Source organism: Marinobacter sp. L-46 (assembly GCF_056859535.1).
In genome coordinates this window covers 37,967-54,539 of record NZ_JBSXOP010000051.1, presented here as the reverse complement: position 1 = coordinate 54,539, position 16,573 = coordinate 37,967, and the positions used below count along the sequence as shown (strand labels likewise).

General features: G+C 58.6%; 12 protein-coding genes. 5 read left to right on the top strand and 7 right to left on the bottom strand.

The window, feature by feature from the left end:
• Positions 1-274: 274 nt before the first annotated feature.
• The 4 genes from purT to AC13DJ_RS07375 are packed head-to-tail and all read right to left on the bottom strand — an operon-like array spanning position 275 to position 2,810.
• Positions 275-1,474: a formate-dependent phosphoribosylglycinamide formyltransferase gene (purT, locus tag AC13DJ_RS07390; RefSeq protein WP_482932912.1), complete on the bottom strand. Its 1,200-nt coding sequence runs from the start codon at positions 1,472-1,474 to the stop codon at positions 275-277.
• Between the two features lie 24 nt (positions 1,475-1,498).
• Positions 1,499-1,681 carry a DUF1289 domain-containing protein gene (locus AC13DJ_RS07385; protein ID WP_199457599.1) on the bottom strand — a complete coding sequence of 61 codons (183 nt, stop codon included), beginning with the start codon at positions 1,679-1,681 and terminating at the stop codon, positions 1,499-1,501.
• A gap of 2 nt (positions 1,682-1,683) precedes the next feature.
• Positions 1,684-2,211, bottom strand: coding sequence for a gamma carbonic anhydrase family protein (locus AC13DJ_RS07380; protein WP_199457600.1), 528 nt, complete (start codon positions 2,209-2,211; stop codon positions 1,684-1,686).
• A 17-nt stretch (positions 2,212-2,228) separates the two neighbouring features.
• Complete coding sequence (locus AC13DJ_RS07375) at positions 2,229-2,810, bottom strand: NUDIX hydrolase (protein ID WP_482932911.1); 582 nt, start codon at positions 2,808-2,810, stop codon at positions 2,229-2,231.
• A 95-nt stretch (positions 2,811-2,905) separates the two neighbouring features.
• Here AC13DJ_RS07375 and AC13DJ_RS07370 point away from each other — a divergent pair, with 95 nt between their 5' ends.
• Positions 2,906-3,454: an NUDIX hydrolase gene (locus tag AC13DJ_RS07370; RefSeq protein WP_273131983.1), complete on the top strand. Its 549-nt coding sequence runs from the start codon at positions 2,906-2,908 to the stop codon at positions 3,452-3,454.
• On the opposite strand, the gene AC13DJ_RS07365 is transcribed toward AC13DJ_RS07370, so the two are convergent.
• Positions 3,455-3,766 carry a YqfO family protein gene (locus AC13DJ_RS07365; RefSeq protein ID WP_339649302.1) on the bottom strand — a complete coding sequence of 104 codons (312 nt, stop codon included), beginning with the start codon at positions 3,764-3,766 and terminating at the stop codon, positions 3,455-3,457. It abuts the gene before it with no gap.
• A 386-nt stretch (positions 3,767-4,152) separates the two neighbouring features.
• Positions 4,153-8,058 (bottom strand): phosphoribosylformylglycinamidine synthase, encoded by a 3,906-nt coding sequence (purL, locus tag AC13DJ_RS07360; protein ID WP_482932910.1) that lies wholly within the window; start codon positions 8,056-8,058, stop codon positions 4,153-4,155.
• 264 nt (positions 8,059-8,322) lie between these two features.
• Between purL and mltF the strand changes: the two genes are divergently transcribed.
• Positions 8,323-9,813: a membrane-bound lytic murein transglycosylase MltF gene (gene mltF, locus AC13DJ_RS07355; protein ID WP_482932915.1), complete on the top strand. Its 1,491-nt coding sequence runs from the start codon at positions 8,323-8,325 to the stop codon at positions 9,811-9,813.
• A 14-nt stretch (positions 9,814-9,827) separates the two neighbouring features.
• Here mltF and AC13DJ_RS07350 read toward each other — a convergent pair whose 3' ends face one another.
• Positions 9,828-10,310: a regulatory protein RecX gene (locus AC13DJ_RS07350; protein WP_474540912.1), complete on the bottom strand. Its 483-nt coding sequence runs from the start codon at positions 10,308-10,310 to the stop codon at positions 9,828-9,830.
• A 146-nt stretch (positions 10,311-10,456) separates the two neighbouring features.
• On the opposite strand from AC13DJ_RS07350, the gene AC13DJ_RS07345 reads away from it, so the two are divergent.
• The 3 genes from AC13DJ_RS07345 to AC13DJ_RS07335 all read left to right on the top strand — a co-directional run bounded on the left by AC13DJ_RS07345 (position 10,457) and on the right by AC13DJ_RS07335 (position 16,492).
• Positions 10,457-12,928 (top strand): DUF349 domain-containing protein, encoded by a 2,472-nt coding sequence (locus tag AC13DJ_RS07345; protein WP_482932909.1) that lies wholly within the window; start codon positions 10,457-10,459, stop codon positions 12,926-12,928.
• A gap of 175 nt (positions 12,929-13,103) precedes the next feature.
• On the top strand, positions 13,104-14,312 hold the full coding sequence (locus AC13DJ_RS07340) for an acetyl-CoA C-acetyltransferase (RefSeq protein WP_482932908.1): 1,209 nt from the start codon (positions 13,104-13,106) through the stop codon (positions 14,310-14,312).
• 29 nt (positions 14,313-14,341) lie between these two features.
• Positions 14,342-16,492, top strand: coding sequence for a 3-hydroxyacyl-CoA dehydrogenase NAD-binding domain-containing protein (locus AC13DJ_RS07335; protein WP_482932907.1), 2,151 nt, complete (start codon positions 14,342-14,344; stop codon positions 16,490-16,492).
• Positions 16,493-16,573: the final 81 nt, after the last annotated feature.

Here is a 16,573-nt window from a genome sequence, read left to right as displayed (position 1 = left end):
TGGTTAACTTGTTAAAGAGCGTTTGAGCTGCTGCTCAATCAAGGCCGCGCATTCTACATCGTTCCGCCGCCTTGTCAACCGTTGATTTCGAATAATTTCTGAAGCAATTTTTCGAATACTTTCAATCGGTTATCGCTGAGGTTTTGCTCCGTTTCCGGCGCTGCCCCTCAAGCGAGAGGCGCATTCTACAGACCTCAGCACAGGTGTCAACGGTTACCTTAAACTTTTTTGAAAAGTCCTTTTCGCCGCCAACGCTCCGGCTACACGCGCGCCATTAAAGCTCTACTTTAACGGCATCCGCAACAGCCAAAGCACGCTGCCGGGCCTCCTCTATAGAGTTCCCCTTTGCCAGCGCCACCCCCATGCGACGACGCCCCTTCAACTCCGGCTTGCCAAACAACCGCAACTGGGTGTCCGGCTCAGCAAGTGCCAGCTCTACTCCGCTGTATGAGACATCAACTGACTCGCCTTCAGGAAGAATGACCGCCGAAGCCGTTGGTCCTTGCTGGCGAATTACCGGAACAGGCAAACCAAGAATAGCCCGGGCGTGCAGGGCAAACTCGGACAGGTCCTGGGACATCAGGGTAACCAGGCCAGTATCGTGTGGCCTCGGGGATACTTCCGAGAACCAGACCTGATCGCCCTTTACAAACAGCTCCACACCATAGACACCGTAACCACCCAGGTTGTCAGCAACTGCCCGGGCAATTTCCATGGAGCGCTCAAGGGCTTTGGGAGCCATAGGGTGCGGCTGCCAGGATTCCCGGTAATCGCCATCTTCCTGGCGGTGCCCGATGGGATCGCAGAACGAAACGCCATCACGGTGGCGAACCGTCAGCAGGGTGATCTCATAATCGAAGCCCACAAAGCCTTCGATGATGACACGCCCCTTCCCTGCCCGGCCACCGGTTTGGGCATACTCCCAGGCCGCTTCTATCTCCGCATTGTCTCTTACCAGGCTCTGCCCCTTACCCGAAGAACTCATCACCGGCTTGACTACCAATGGCAGGCCAATCTCTTCGACGGCAGCCAGGTACTCCTCGCGGCTGCCGGCAAACCGGTAGGCTGAAGTGGGCAACTCCAACTCTTCCGCAGCCAGGCGGCGGATACCTTCGCGGTTCATCGTCAGATTGACGGCACGCGCGGTCGGAACAACCCTGTACCCTTCTTCTTCAAGCCGCACCAGCTCAGCCGTTGCGATGGCCTCGATTTCAGGAACAATCAGGTGCGGGCGCTCTTTTTCAATGACAGCCCTCAGTGCCGTGCCATCAAGCATATCAACCACATGGCTGCGGTGGGCGACTTGCATGGCCGGTGCATTTTCGTAGCGATCCACGGCAATCACTTCCACACCGTAGCGCTGCAGCTCGATTACCACTTCTTTACCAAGCTCGCCTGAGCCGCAAAAAAGCACGCGCGTTGCACCAGGCTTCAGCGGTGTACCAATCCGGACAGTCTGCTCTGAACCAGTCATTGAATCTGTCTTCCTGTGTATAGATTAGATAGCAACTTTCTTTTCACGCTCAGCCACCTTTCGAAGAACCTCCCGGCGCTCCTCGTCTGTCATCATGGTCCAGCGCAGTATTTCATCCCCGGTTCGCTGACAGCCTATGCAGGTGTCATTCTGGTCCAGCGCACAAATGCTGACACAGGGGGAGCGAACTCTATCGGCAGTTTTCATGCTTAAATCTCGACTTGCTGCAGATCAGCCAGGTAACGCTCGGCATTCTTCACGTAGTGAGCCGCACTGAACTCCAGCATTTTCTTCTGGCTGTCATTCAGCTCACGACGAACCTTGCCCGGGGAACCGATCACCATGGAGCCGTCCGGAATTTCCATTCCTTCCGGGATCAAGGTGTTCGCGCCAATCAGGCAATGCTTGCCGATCTTTGCACCATTGAGCACCACCGCATTAATGCCAATAAGCGAATAATCCCCGATCTGACAGCCATGCAGCATCGCTTTGTGCCCGACGGTCACACCACGCCCAATAGTAAGCGGAATACCCGGATCGGTATGCAGAACCGAACCGTCCTGAATGTTTGATTCCGGGCCTATGGTGATCAACTCATTGTCGCCACGAATCACCACATTGAACCAGATACTGGATTTCTCCATCAGCTTGACGCTGCCAATCACGGTGGCGTTGTGGGCGACAAACTGGCCATCGCCGTCTTTTTCGGGCTTTCGCTGACCCAGGCTATAAAACATAGAACTCCTCCGTCGCCCTACCGGGGCGGCTCAAGAATATCGATGCCGGCATCGTACACAGCATTCAGAAAATCGACCAGAACCACGGCCGACAAACCCCATATCTGATAACGCTCCCAGCGATAGCATGGCACGTAAAGGGTATTGTGCTGGAAGCTGAGGGTATCCGTTCGTTCCCGCTTGTCCTCGAGGAAAAAAGAAACCGGAACACGGAAGATACTTTCAATTTCCGCCGGATTTGCCTGTAACGGGTGATCAACCGGCACCAGGCCCACGTATGGAGTTACGACAATCCGGTGCAAAGACATCACCTGGCTGAGCGGCGAAATGAGCCGAACCTGGTCCGGCGGCAGGCCGATCTCTTCATGGGTCTCCCTCAACGCGGTTTCCGCCAGGGAAGCATCTTCGGGATCCCGCTTGCCCCCCGGGAAAGCAACCTGCCCGCGGTGGGTTTTCATATGCTCGGACCGGAGCGTGAAAATGATCTCGGGGTTGCGGTGATCATCGGTGACCGGAACGAGCACGCCAGCTTCGGGGTAATCCAGGGCCAGTTGCCTGGGGGCGTATTTGGACAACCGTTCGGTTAGCAGGTCTTCCACTCTTTACTCCGGTTACTTGCCAATATTGAGTGAGACACAGGCAGTCCGGATCGTTAAACTGACTACCAACGGACACTCAGTATACGGGGAAAACAATGAAGTATTGCAGCACATGCGGCCAGCCGGTTGAACAACGTATTCCAGAGGGAGATAACCGGCATCGCTATGTTTGCGTCAGCTGCGAGACTATACATTACCAGAACCCGCGCATTGTTGCCGGCACGGTTCCGGTGTGGGAAGGCCAGATTCTGTTATGCAAGCGCGCGATCGAACCCCGCTATGGCTACTGGACCCTGCCTGCAGGGTTTATGGAAAACGCCGAGACCACCATGGAAGCAGCCGCCCGGGAAACCCGGGAAGAAGCCCTGGCGGAAGTTACCATCCATGGCCTGTACTCGATTATTGATGTTCCCCACATCAACCAGGTGCACATGTTTTATCGCGCCACCCTTACAGACGGGCAATTCGGCGCCGGGCAAGAGTCCCTGGAATCAAAGCTGTTCACTCCCGACGATATCCCCTGGGACGAAATTTCCTTTCCTACCGTACGAAAAACCCTTGAGCTGTTCCTCAGTGATATGAAGAGCGACAGCTATGGCGTGCACATTAAAGACATTCGCCACCCGATGGCGAAGAAGGACTGATCAGAAGTCTTCCAGCCGGAAAACCTCGTACGCAGGCTCCTCATAGGGGTGAGCCTGCTTCAGCGCCGCAACCGCCTTGCCGATCACCGCATCATCGCAAACCAGCTCGACCTTGTACTCCGATACGGTCTCCAGCTCGCCCTGACTCCCCAAAAAAGGATCACTTCCTTCCAACGGACGAAACTGGCCCTGCCCTTTGCATTGCCAGGCACACTGATCGTAATCACCGATCTTCCCCGCACCGGCATCGAACAAAGCCAGCTTGGTTGGCCCCAGATGACTCTCCGGCACGAAGTAACACAACTTGTACATAGCCCGCTCCAGATTGATCAAGTTTCGCTCAGCATTAGGGTTTCCAAACTTACCCACAGTTTCTGTGGATAACTCTGGGGATAGTTTCTGGGAATCCGTCCCTGAGCCCCATTGTTACTGACCTTTCCTTAAACTGGCGACAAAATCGCCCATTTAATTTAATCGTTATCTTTCAATAACTTATATTTGTCGAACAAAAATCAGGCGTAAATCTCTGACTCTGTTCACAGATCACACAACCCACCCGCAAAAATGTGCATAAAGTTCGCGAGTCAAGACCTTGACTGACAAGTTTTCGGACTTTTTTACACAAAAAAACCGGCCTGAAGGGTGCTTCCAACAGAAGCTCTTCAGGCCGGCTTTGTCAAGACGGACTCAGGGGTTGATCAAGCCAACCAGCGTCTCGCATTTCTGAACATACGCATCCAGGGGCCGTCTTCCTGCCAGCCATCCGGGCGCCAGGAGTGCTGAACCGCACGGAATACCCGCTCGGGATGCGGCATCATGATGGTCACCCGGCCATCACGGGTGGTAACACCGGTGATGCCCGCCTCGGAACCGTTCGGATTGTAGGGGTAACGAGTCGTCGCCTCGCCCCGGTTGTCCACGTAACGCATGGCTACCAGCTCATTTTCGATGAGCGCCTGGGCGTTATGAGCGGCGGCAAATTCAATCCGACCTTCACCGTGGGCCACGGCGATCGGCATCCGGGAACCGGCCATGCCGTCCAGGAATGCAGACGGAGACTGTGCTACTTCCACCATCACCAGGCGAGCTTCAAACTGCTCAGACTGGTTACGAACAAAGCGCGGCCAGCCTTCGCTACCCGGAATCAGCTCGTGCAGGTTCGACAGCATCTGGCAACCGTTGCACACGCCCAATGCCAGTGTGTCCTGGCGATTGAAGAACGCGGCAAACTGATCCCGAACGCGGTCATTGAACAGGATGGACTTGGCCCAACCTTCACCGGCACCCAGAACATCACCGTAGGAGAACCCGCCACACGCCACCAGGCTCTGGAAATCATCCAGGGTGATGCGGCCAGAGAGCAGGTCGCTCATGTGCACGTCTGTTGATTCAAAACCGGCACGGTCGAAGGCTGCTGCCATTTCAACCTGGCCATTTACGCCCTGCTCACGCAGGACAGCCACTTTCGGCCGGGCGCCGGTGTTGATGAACGGTGCAGCAACATCTTCGTTAATGTCGAAGGTCAGCTCGGCGTTCAGGCCGGGGTCTCCAGCGTCCAGCAGGTTATCAAACTCATCCTGGGCACAGTCCGCATTATCGCGCAGCGACTGAATGCGATAGCTGGTTTCCGCCCACAGGCGCTGAAGCTCTGTGCGGGACTCATCCACCACACTGTCGCCGGCAAAGTTCAGGCGCACGCGGTCTTTATCGTTCAGGGTACCCACCACACTGGTGTGGTCGCCCAGACCAGCCGACGAGAACTGCTGCAGGACAAACTCGGTGTCGTCACGACGCACCTGAATGACTGCACCCAGTTCTTCGTTAAACAGCTCGCGGGCAAATTGCGAGCTGTCTTCCGCCAGGCCGTCCAGCTTGATATCCACACCGGTGCGGCCGGCAAATGCCATTTCTGCCAGTGTGACAAACAAACCGCCGTCAGAACGATCGTGATACGCCAGCAACTTGCCGTCGCCATTCAGGCCCTGGATCACCGCGAAGAAGGCCTTGATGTCTTCCGGGTCGTCCAGGTCTGGCGCTACGGCACCAACCTGGCGATAAACCTGCGCCAGTGCAGAGCCACCCAGGCGGTTCTGGCCGGCAGCCAGGTCAACCAGGATCAGGTCGGTTTCACCGGCATCTGTTCTTAGCTGGGGCGTCAGTGTGCGGGCTACATCGGTAACCGGCGCAAAGCCGCTGACAATCAGAGACAGCGGCGCAGTCACGCTCTTCTGCTCACCGTTGTCTTCTTCCCAGGTGGTTTTCATAGACATGGAGTCCTTGCCCACCGGGATGGTAATGCCCAGCTCCGGGCACAGCTCCATACCGACTGCGCGCACGGTCTCGTAGAGATTCTCGTCTTCACCCGGGTGACCGGCTGCGGCCATCCAGTTCGCAGACAGGCGAATATTCGAAAGCTTTTCGATAGGCGCCGCGGCCAGGTTAGTAATTACCTCGCCCACCGCCATACGGCCGGAAGCCGGCGCATCAATAACTGCAACCGGTGTGCGTTCGCCCATAGCCATGGCTTCGCCGGTACGCACATCAAAGGAGGCAGCGGTCACCGCCACATCACTCACCGGCACCTGCCAGGGGCCAACCATCTGGTCACGGGCCACAAGGCCGGTAATTGTGCGGTCACCAATGGTGATCAGGAAACTCTTGGAACCCACAGACGGCAAACGCAGGATACGGCGAATGGCATCATGGATATCGATCTTGGTGGAATCGAACACCGGCTTGGTGAACGAAGAGCGGGTAATGCTGCGGTGCATTCTCGGCGGCTTGCCGAACAGCACTTCCATCGGCAGGTCCACCGGCTTGTCGTTAAAGTACGAATCGCCCAGTTCCAGGTGGTGTGCTTCGGTGGCTTCACCGATCACCGCATAGGGGCAACGCTCGCGACGGCACAGGGAATCGAACAGGTCGAGATTCTCCGGTGCCACGGCCATTACGTAGCGTTCCTGGGATTCGTTACACCAGATTTCCAGGGGCGACATTCCGGGTTCGTCGCTCGGGATATCCCGCAATTCGAACTTGCCGCCACGGCCGCCGTCTTTCACCAGTTCCGGCATGGCGTTGGACAAACCACCCGCACCTACGTCGTGAATAAAGCAGATCGGGTTGTCATCGCCCATTTGCCAGCAGCGGTCGATCACTTCCTGGCAGCGGCGTTCCATTTCCGGGTTGTCCCGCTGAACCGAGGCAAAGTCCAGGTTCTCGTTACTGGAGCCAGAGTCCATGGAAGACGCCGCGCCACCACCCAGGCCGATCAGCATAGAGGGGCCACCCAGCACAATCAGCTTGGCGCCAACCGGGATATTACCCTTCTCCACATGATCTTCCCGGATGTTACCCAGACCACCGGCAATCATGATGGGCTTGTGGTAACCGCGCACTTCCTCACCGGCGGCGCCGGGCACCTTCTCCTCGAAGGTACGGAAGTAGCCGGCCAGGTTCGGACGGCCGAATTCGTTGTTGAACGCAGCGCCGCCAATCGGGCCTTCAATCATGATATCCAGCGGTGAGGCAATGCGATCCGGCTTACCGTAGCCGATCTCCCAGGGCTGCTCATCGCCGGGAATATTCAGGTTGGAAACCGTGAAGCCCGACAGGCCGGCCTTGGGCTTGGAACCCCGACCGGTCGCGCCCTCATCACGGATTTCACCACCGGAGCCGGTAGCGGCACCGGCAAACGGCGAGATAGCCGTGGGATGGTTGTGGGTTTCCACCTTCATCAGAATGTGTACCGGCTCCTTGTTGTAGCCGTACACACCGGTTTCCGGATCCGGGAAGAAGCGCCCGGCCACACTGCCTTCGATAACCGACGCGTTATCTTTATAGGCCGACAACACGCCTTCGCTGTTCATCTCGAAGGTGTTGCGGATCATGGCAAACAGGGATTTCTCCTGGCCTTGCCCGTCGATATCCCAGGACGCATTGAAAATCTTGTGGCGGCAGTGCTCCGAGTTGGCCTGCGCGAACATCATAAGTTCCACGTCGGTCGGATCACGCTCAAGGCCGGTGAACGACTTCACCAGGTAGTCAATCTCGTCTTCCGCCAGCGCCAGGCCCAGCCGGGCGTTGGCTTCAACCAGGGCATCACGGCCGCCGGACAACACCGGTACACGGCCCAGCGGGCGCGGTTCGTCGTGGCTGAACAGCAGCACGGCACCGCCGGTTTCGTGGAAGACGGTCTGGGTCATGCGGTCGTGCAGCAGGGCGGCAATCTTTTCCCGCTGCTCCAGGCCCAGCTTACGGCTGGACTGCACATAATAGGCAATACCACGCTCGATCCGGCGAATCTGGCGCAAGCCGCAGTTGCGGGCAATGTCCGTGGCCTTGCTGGACCAGGGCGACAGGGTGCCCGGCCGGGGCACCACAAGGAACAGAACCCCTTCAGGTTCTTCAACCTGTACACTGGGGCCGTATGTCAGCAGCCTGTCCAGAATCGCGTGTTCCGCGTCGGAGAGGTCATCATCGAGATCCACAAAGTGCATGAACTCGGCATACACATGGGCTACATCCGGAACAATATCCTGGATCCTGGAGTGCAGCTTGCGGGAACGGAAAGGCGAGAGCGCGGGAGCGCCGCGAAGTTCAAGCATGATATCAACCTGTATCGCGCGAAATCGGGAGACGTCTGAAAGGCGGCCATGATACTCGAAACGGGCGGCGGGATACAGCATCAGGTAGCCGGCCGGAAAAGCGTACAATTGACATTGTTTTGCACATGGATTGAACAGATCAATTGACCACCTTCCGGCAAGGAGGGATCATTCACCTGACTGCATGGAACGTCGAATGATGCGGAGCGCAGGGATTTGTCACGATTGATCAGCACCTTTAAAACCAGCCACAGGCCTGTGGCCATGATTCTGCTGGCTGCACTGGCGGTCAGCGGCTGCTCCCGGCCGACTGCCCTTCAGGAAGTTCGCAACGAAGGTGCCCTGCACGTTATTACCCGTATAGCTCCTTCTATTTATTACCAGGAACGGGAAACCACGACCGGGTACGACTACGAACTGGTCAACGACTTTGCCCGGGAACTGGGCGTAGAGCTGAGAGTCCGTGTTGCTGAAGACAACTCCGAAATCCTCTCGGTTCTTTCCCGAAACTACGCCCACATCGGTATGGCCGGGCTCGCCAGGCTGCCGGAGTTCGAAGGCAAGTTCCACACCGTGCCCACCGGCACCAGTGTTCAGTCCGTAGTGGTCTACCACCGGGATGCAGACAGGCCAGAAACCCTCGACGACCTGCAGGGCGATACTGTCCACATGCTGGCTGACAGCAACCACGAACATCTGCTTGAAGCACAGGAAGGCGAACCAGCGCCGGTTATTGCCGTTCACGCTGAAATCGATGCCGCTGGCCTTCTGGCCCGGGTGGAAACCGGGGAATTCGCCTACGCGGTGGTTTCATCGAACGAGCTCGACCTGAACCACGTCTTCTTCCCCGATGTCTACGAAGGTTTCGCCCTGAACGAGCCGGAAGAGCTGGTTTGGCTGTTCCCGGCGGAACAGGACGATTCGCTGGCCAATGCCGCCGCCAGCTTCATGGAAGCCCAGCGTGATAGCGGCCAGATGGAGCAGCTGGCCGAGCGTTTTTATGGCCACCTGGACCGGCTCAATTTTGTGGGTGCCCAAACCTTCATGGCCCACGTGGACAACCGGCTGCCCACCTACCAGACCACCTTCGAAAGCTACGCCCGGGAAACCGGCCTGGACTGGCGCCTGCTTGCAGCCATCGGCTATCAGGAATCCCACTGGCGCGCCAATGCGGTCTCCCCCACCGGCGTGCGCGGGCTGATGATGCTTACCCGAACCACTGCCAACTATATCGGCGTGAGTAACCGCCTGGACCCGGAGCAAAGTATTAAAGGTGGCGCCCTGTATTTCCTCCGGGTGCTCGAGAAAATTCCCGACCGGATTCCGGAACCGGACCGCACCTGGTTTGCCCTCGCCTCCTATAACGTGGGCTATGGCCACCTTGAAGATGCCCGACGGTTAACGGAATCGGCAGGTAAAAACCCGGATCGCTGGATGGATGTGAAGGAATTCCTGCCGTTGCTGGCCCAGAAGGAGTGGTACACCAAAACCCGCTTCGGTTATGCCCGTGGGCACGAGCCGGTGGCCTACGTACAGAACATCCGTCGCTACTACGATGTGCTGGTAAGGGTCACGGAACCGGAGCTGCCAGAACCGTCTGAAACCGATGTAGACCTGGCCGCCCTCAATGCCAGAGATGAAAGCGCCGAAGATGGAACCAATGGTTCCAACAACGCGGACAATACAGAATCGGGCTCACCCAGCCTGCGAGCCGCACTGCCACCTGAGCTGGGGCTGATCCCGCCCACACTGTAATCCGGCCAACCGGGTTACTCGTCTTCGGGAGCCCGCGCTTCCAGTGCCCGCTCAACCTGTGAATGGGAAAAGCCCCTCCCGGCCAGAAACCGTGCCTGTCGCAACTTTTCTTTCAGGTCATCATCCAGCCTTGCCAGCCCGAACCGCCTTTCCCTCAGGCGCACTGCCGATGCCAGCCATTGCTCTTCGGTGGTTTCACTGAGGCACCCGGGGCTGAAATTCACCCCACGCTGCTGCAAGTCCGCCAGGATTCTCAGGGGCCCGTAGCCCGCATCCATCCGTTGCCGGGCAAACACATCGGCAAAACGGTGATCATCCAGCCATCCTTCATCCTCGAATTCATCGAGGACTGTGTTGATCAGTGCCGGCTCAATCTTCCGTTGGCGAAGTTTCAGCGCCAGCTCGTGGCGACTGTGTTCACGCCGAGCCAGCAGGCGCAGCGCCACCGAGCGGGCCTTGTAATCCTGGTCTTCGGGATTTTCATCTCTTTTTGCCATACAGCCCCTTTCCGCGATGGCTTGCAAAACGCTAGACTACCGGCCGATTTCACACACCGCCCGGCACACCCGACCGTGCTTGTGGCCGGTGGCAGCACACTTTGCCGCCACCGCAGACTGGTTTCAATCCCGAAGGATACCTTTATATGGCTGCATTCATTCAGAGACTGTTCAAATCCCACAAGGCAACCCCGGCAAGCGCTCCGAAAAACAGCACGCCAAAAGCGGCCGAGGCCAGCCAGCAGGAAGCCCAAAACGAACGACAGCTTCTGCGGGAATCCCAGGAAAACCAGCTCAGAAACAATCCGCCACAGCCCGAACTCGCCCAGCTTGCCATTGACGGCGTAACCGCTGCCATTCGCCTGGAAGCCGCCAACGGCCTTCAGCAGGAAGAGCTCCTGCAGCAGGTGCTCAAGCAGGCCAAGGGCCGGGACAAGGGTGTCTACCAGGCAATCAAGCAAAGCCTGCAAACCGTGAAAGACCAGCAGGCCGCCGAAACCGCCGTACAACAGCGTATCGAAGCCCTGATCACCCAGGTACAGGACCAGGCCCGCAGTGAAGACACCAAGCTTTACGAAGCCCGGCTCGACGCAGCACAGGAAAGCTGGCGCAGCGTTGAAGCCAGCGCCAGTGCCGAACAGGCCGGGCAATTCCTGGCTGCCGTGCACGACTGCCGGGAGCGGCTGAAACAGTTTAAACAGGTACAGGAAGACGAAAAGCGCCACCAGGAGCAGGCCCGCCAGAGAACCGAGACCCTGGAACTGCTCCAGCAGACCCTGACAGACCTGCAAACTGCCTCCGCAGAAGACCTGCCTTCGGCCTCGGCCCTGGACGCCCTGCAGAAAACCCAGGAAAACCGCTGGCTGGAGGCCACCCGTGACACCCAGGTAAGCAAGCAGGAGCAGAAAGAATACGAGCAGCAGATACTGGGCTTGCGCAACTACCTGAGTGCCGTGCGCCGCCTGGAAACCATGAAAGACAGCATTGCCAGCCTGGGTGAAGCGGCCGGATCAGACGAGGCAACCGACGAGCAACGTGATGCTGCAAGGCAACTGCTCAAGGAACTGGAGTGGCCGGCAGAATTCCCCCAGCCCGCCAGGCTGGAACCTGTACGCAAGCTGGCCGGCAAACCCAGAGCCGCGAAACCGGCAGATGCCAACCAGGAACAGCAAAGCGCGGTTATGTCAGCTCTGAAGGCCACCCTTCCGGACCTGGAAGCTGCCCTGGAAGCCAGGCAGTTCAAGGAATCAAAGCAACTTCTGAAAACCGCCCAGAACCAGTTCCAGCAACTGGATGGCCGAAACCGTCGTGGCTTCCAGGCCCGCATGCAACTGCTTGCCGGCCAGTTCCGGGAGCTCAGCGACTGGCAGGGCTTTGCCACCGAACCCAAGCAGGTATCCCTGTGCGAGCAAATGGAATACCTGGCAGAACAACCCATCGAGCCGGAAGCCAAGGCGGAGCGCATCAAGGAGCTGCAGAGCGAGTGGCGTGAACTGGGCGGTTCGTCTGACCGGGCCCTATGGAGCCGGTTCAAGGCCGCGTCTGACAAGGCCTACGAACCCTGCAAAGCCTACTTCGAGGCAAAATCGGACCTTAAACAGGCCAACCTGCAGAAGCGCCAGGCCATCTGCGACCAGTTGGCTACTTTCCTGGACAACGCAGACTGGACAGCCATCGACTGGAAAGGCGCCGAGCGCATTCACCAGACTGCCCGGCAGGAGTGGAAATCGGCCTGGCCCGTGGACTTCCGCGACAACCGGCAAATCCAGAAGCGTTTTGACGACTTGCTGAAGCAGCTTGAGCGCCCGCTGGACGAAGAGCGCAAAAAGAACGAAACCCTCAAACAAGGCATCATCGAAAAAGCCGAGGCGCTGATCAGCCACGAGCCCCTGCAGGAAGCCATGGAGCAAGCCAAGGCCCTGCAGAACGACTGGAAAGCCATCGGCATCACCCGGCACCGGGAAGACCGCAAACTCTGGCAGGCGTTCCGCACAGCCTGTGACCAGATCTTTGCCCGCCGCGATGCCCAGCGCTCCGCACAGCAGGAGGCAACCGAACAGGCAGACCAGGCGGCACTCGAAACCGTTGCCCAGCTGCGGGAACTTGGCACTGACTCCGATGACCAGTCCATCGCCGGCGCCATCGAACAATTGAACGGCCTGGCCGGTAATCCGTTGTCCAAGCCGGTTCGGGAACAGGTTCAGGAGCTGAAAAAGCGCCTGGCCCAGACCGCCCGCACCCGTAAGTTGAAACAGAAAATCAACGACTGGCAAAGCCTGGTTGCGGGCCGGGTAGACAACTCCCTGGATCCGCAAACCGTGCCTGAGAGCTGGGCCCGCCTGGCACAGAACCAGCGAGCAGTGTCTGGCCGGGACCTGGCCATTCGTGCGGAGATCCTCGCCGGCGCCGATACCCCGGAACAGGACCAGCCTCGCAGGATGGAAATCCAGGTGCAGCGCCTGTCCGAAGGTATGGGCAACACAGAAACAGAAGCGCCGGCACAGGAGCTGGAAAAACTGATTGCCCTGTGGTGCCTGCACCCGGAGGTAGAGGACGTATCCGCCAGCAACGCCGACCGCCTGAATCGCGCACTGGAGGTTATGCTCGGCAGCGAATAAAAGGTCGACTCGCTTCCCTGATCCGAAATCCCTGCTCCGGCGGGGATTTTTCGTTTCCGGGCTGAGCAATTTCGCCAATGGGATTGGCAGCGGCTGTCATTACCGGGTACTACACTGAACCGCTATGGTTATCACTCTTTGAAAACAAGCCCGGATAACAATCAGAGGAACAGCTATGACCACCGAGGCGTACATATTCGATGCCGTTCGCACCCCCCGCGGACGCGGCAAGAAAGACGGTTCACTGCACAGCGTAAAACCCATCAGCCTGCTCACCACCGTGCTCAGGGCTCTGCAGGAACGTAACCAGCTGGATACCGCCCAGGTGGACGACATTGTGATGGGTTGCGTCACCGCCGTAGGCGACCAGGGCGCAGACATTGCCAAAACAGCCGCACTCGCCGCCGACTGGGACGAGAAAGTGGCCGGCGTTACCCTGAACCGTTTCTGCGCCTCCGGCCTGGAAGCCGTGAACCTGGCCGCCATGAAAGTGCGCTCCGGGTGGGAAGACATGGTGGTTGCCGGTGGTGTAGAGGCGATGTCGCGCGTACCCATGGGTTCCGATGGAGGCGCCTGGGCGACAGACCCGGAAACCAACCTGCATACAGGTTTCATGCCTCAAGGTATCGGCGCCGACCTGATCGCCACTCTGGAAGGCTTCACTCGTGAAGATGTCGATGGCTTTGCCGTAAAGTCCCAGCAAAAAGCCGCCAACGCCTGGGAAAAGGGTTATTTCGCCAAATCAATCGTTCCGGTTACTGATCAGAACGGCGTTGTCATACTGGATCGCGACGAGCATGTGCGCGGCAACACCACCGTGGAATCCCTGGCCAGCCTGAAACCCTCGTTCCAGATGATGGGTGAGATGGGCTTCGATGGCGTGGCCCGGGAAAAGTATCACTACGTAGAAAAGATCAACCACGTGCACCACGCCGGCAACTCCTCCGGCATTGTCGACGGTGCCACCGCCGTGCTGATTGGCAGTGAAGCCAAGGGCAAGGAACTGGGTCTGAAGCCCCGTGCCCGCATTGTCGCCACCGCGGTCACCAGCACAGACCCCACCATCATGCTCACCGGCCCGGCCCCCGCCGCCCGCAAGGCGCTGGAGAAAGCGGGCATGACCGTGGGCCAGATCGACCTGTTTGAAGTGAACGAAGCCTTTGCCTCAGTGGTGATGCGCTTCCAGAAAGAACTGTCCGTTCCGGACGAGAAAGTGAACGTGAACGGCGGCGCCATCGCCATGGGCCACCCGCTGGGTGCTACCGGTGCCATCATCTTGGGCACCCTGCTGGATGAACTGGAACGCCGTGAACTGCGCTACGGCCTGGCCACCCTGTGTGTGGGCGGCGGCATGGGCATTGCCACCATCATCGAGCGCGTCTGAACGCCACTTTCAAATAAAAGGAACCGACCATGAGTGCCATCCAATACGACCTGGGTTCAGACCAGATTCTGACCCTGACCATCGACATGCCGGGCCAGTCCGCTAACACCATGAACGGCGAGTTTCGCACCGCCCTGACCGACACCGTCAACAAGGTCAAAGGTGACCTGGACAACATCAAAGGCATCATTATCGCCTCCGCCAAGAAAACCTTCTTCGCCGGCGGCGACCTGAACGAACTGTACAAAGTCACCCGCGAGCAGGCCAAAGACTTCGAGGCCATGATCAACTGTCTGAAAGCCGATATGCGGGCGCTGGAAACCTGTAGCAAACCCGTGGTGGCCGCCATTAACGGCACCGCCCTCGGCGGCGGACTGGAACTGGCGCTGGCGTGTCATTACCGCATCGCCATTGATGACGACCGCACCCAGCTGGGCCTGCCGGAAGTGACCCTGGGCCTGCTGCCCGGCGGTGGCGGCACCCAGCGCCTGCCCCGGATGATTGGCCTGGAAGCGGCTTTCCCGTTCCTGATGGAAGGCAAAAAGGTGAATCCGAAAGCGGCCCTGAAAGCCGGCATCATGAATGAATTGGCCAGCTCACCGGAAGACATGATCGCCAAGGCCCGGGCCTTTATCGAAGCCAACCCCAAGTGCCAGCAACCCTGGGACCAGAAAGGCTTCAAATTCCCCGGCGGCACCCCACATCATCCAGCCATGGCACAGAAACTGGCCATCGCACCGGCCATGCTGCGGCAAAAAACCAAGGGCTGTTACCCTGCCCCTGAGCGGATTCTGGCAGCAGCCGTGGAAGGCGCTCAGGTGGACTTCGACAACGGCAGCCTGATTGAAACCCGATACTTTGCCGAGCTGGCCACTGGCCAGGTTGCCAAGAACATGACCGGCACCTTCTGGTTCCAGCTGAACGCCATCAAGGCCGGCGGCAGTCGCCCGGATGGTGTGGAAAAAGAAACTTTCAAGAAAGTGGGCGTACTGGGTGCAGGCATGATGGGTGCCGGGATTGCCTACTCCACTGCCAGCCGCGGCATTGAGGTGGTGCTGAAGGATGTCTCGGTTGAAAACGCCGAGAAAGGCAAACGCTACTCCGAGAACCTGCTGACGAAGAAAGTCAGCCGCGGCCGGATGACCGACGCCCAGAAAGATGAAGTAATGGCCCGCATCACGGCCACAGCCTCCGCAGAGGATCTGGAGGGTTGCGACCTGATCATCGAAGCCGTGTTTGAAGACAGCGACCTGAAAGCCAGGGTTACCCAGGAATCGGAACCGAAAATGGCGGCCAACGGTATCTTTGCCTCCAACACCTCCACCATCCCCATTACCCAACTGGCGCAGGCCTCGGCCAAGCCGGACAACTTCATCGGCCTGCACTTCTTCTCCCCGGTGGACAAGATGCAACTGGTGGAAATCATCGTGGGCGAGAAAACTTCCGATGACACCCTGGCCCGGGCGTTCGACTACGTGCAGCAGATCGGCAAGATCCCCATTGTGGTGAACGACAGCCGCGGCTTCTTCACCTCCCGGGTGTTCGGCACCTTCGTGAACGAAGGCATCAGCATGCTGGCCGAGGGCATTCACCCCTCCAGTATCGAGAACGCAGGTTTGTTAGCCGGCATGCCGGTGGGGCCACTGGCGATTTCTGATGAAGTCAGCATGACCCTGATGCAGCACATCCGCGCCCAGAGCCGGAAAGACACCGAAGCCGCCGGCGGCACCTGGCAGCCACATCCGGCCGAAGCCGTCATTGATGCGATGGTGGATACCCACAACCGCAAAGGCAAAGCCGCCGGCGCCGGTTTCTACGAGTACCCGGAGAAGGGCAAAAAATACCTTTGGCCGGAGCTGGACAACTTGTTCGTAGACCAGGCCAAGGCCCGCAGCGTGCAGCTTCAGGACCTGAAAGACCGCATCCTGTTCATCCAGGCTATCGAGACCATTCGCTGCCTGGAAGAAGGCGTATTGAGAACCGTGGAAGATGCCAACATCGGCAGCATCTTCGGCATTGGCTACGCGCCCTGGACCGGCGGTGCCATCCAGTTCGTCAATCAGTACGGCGTTCGGGCCTTTGCCGAACGGACACAGCAACTGGCTGACCAGTACGGCGAGCGCTTCGCACCACCTGCGCTGCTGATGAGCAAAGCAGAGAACAACGAAACCTTCGCCTGACCCTCCTGGCCGGAGGGGACCTCCCTCCGGCCACTTTACTTCCCGCAACCTGCCCCAATCTACTACCCCGGGGCGCAACGT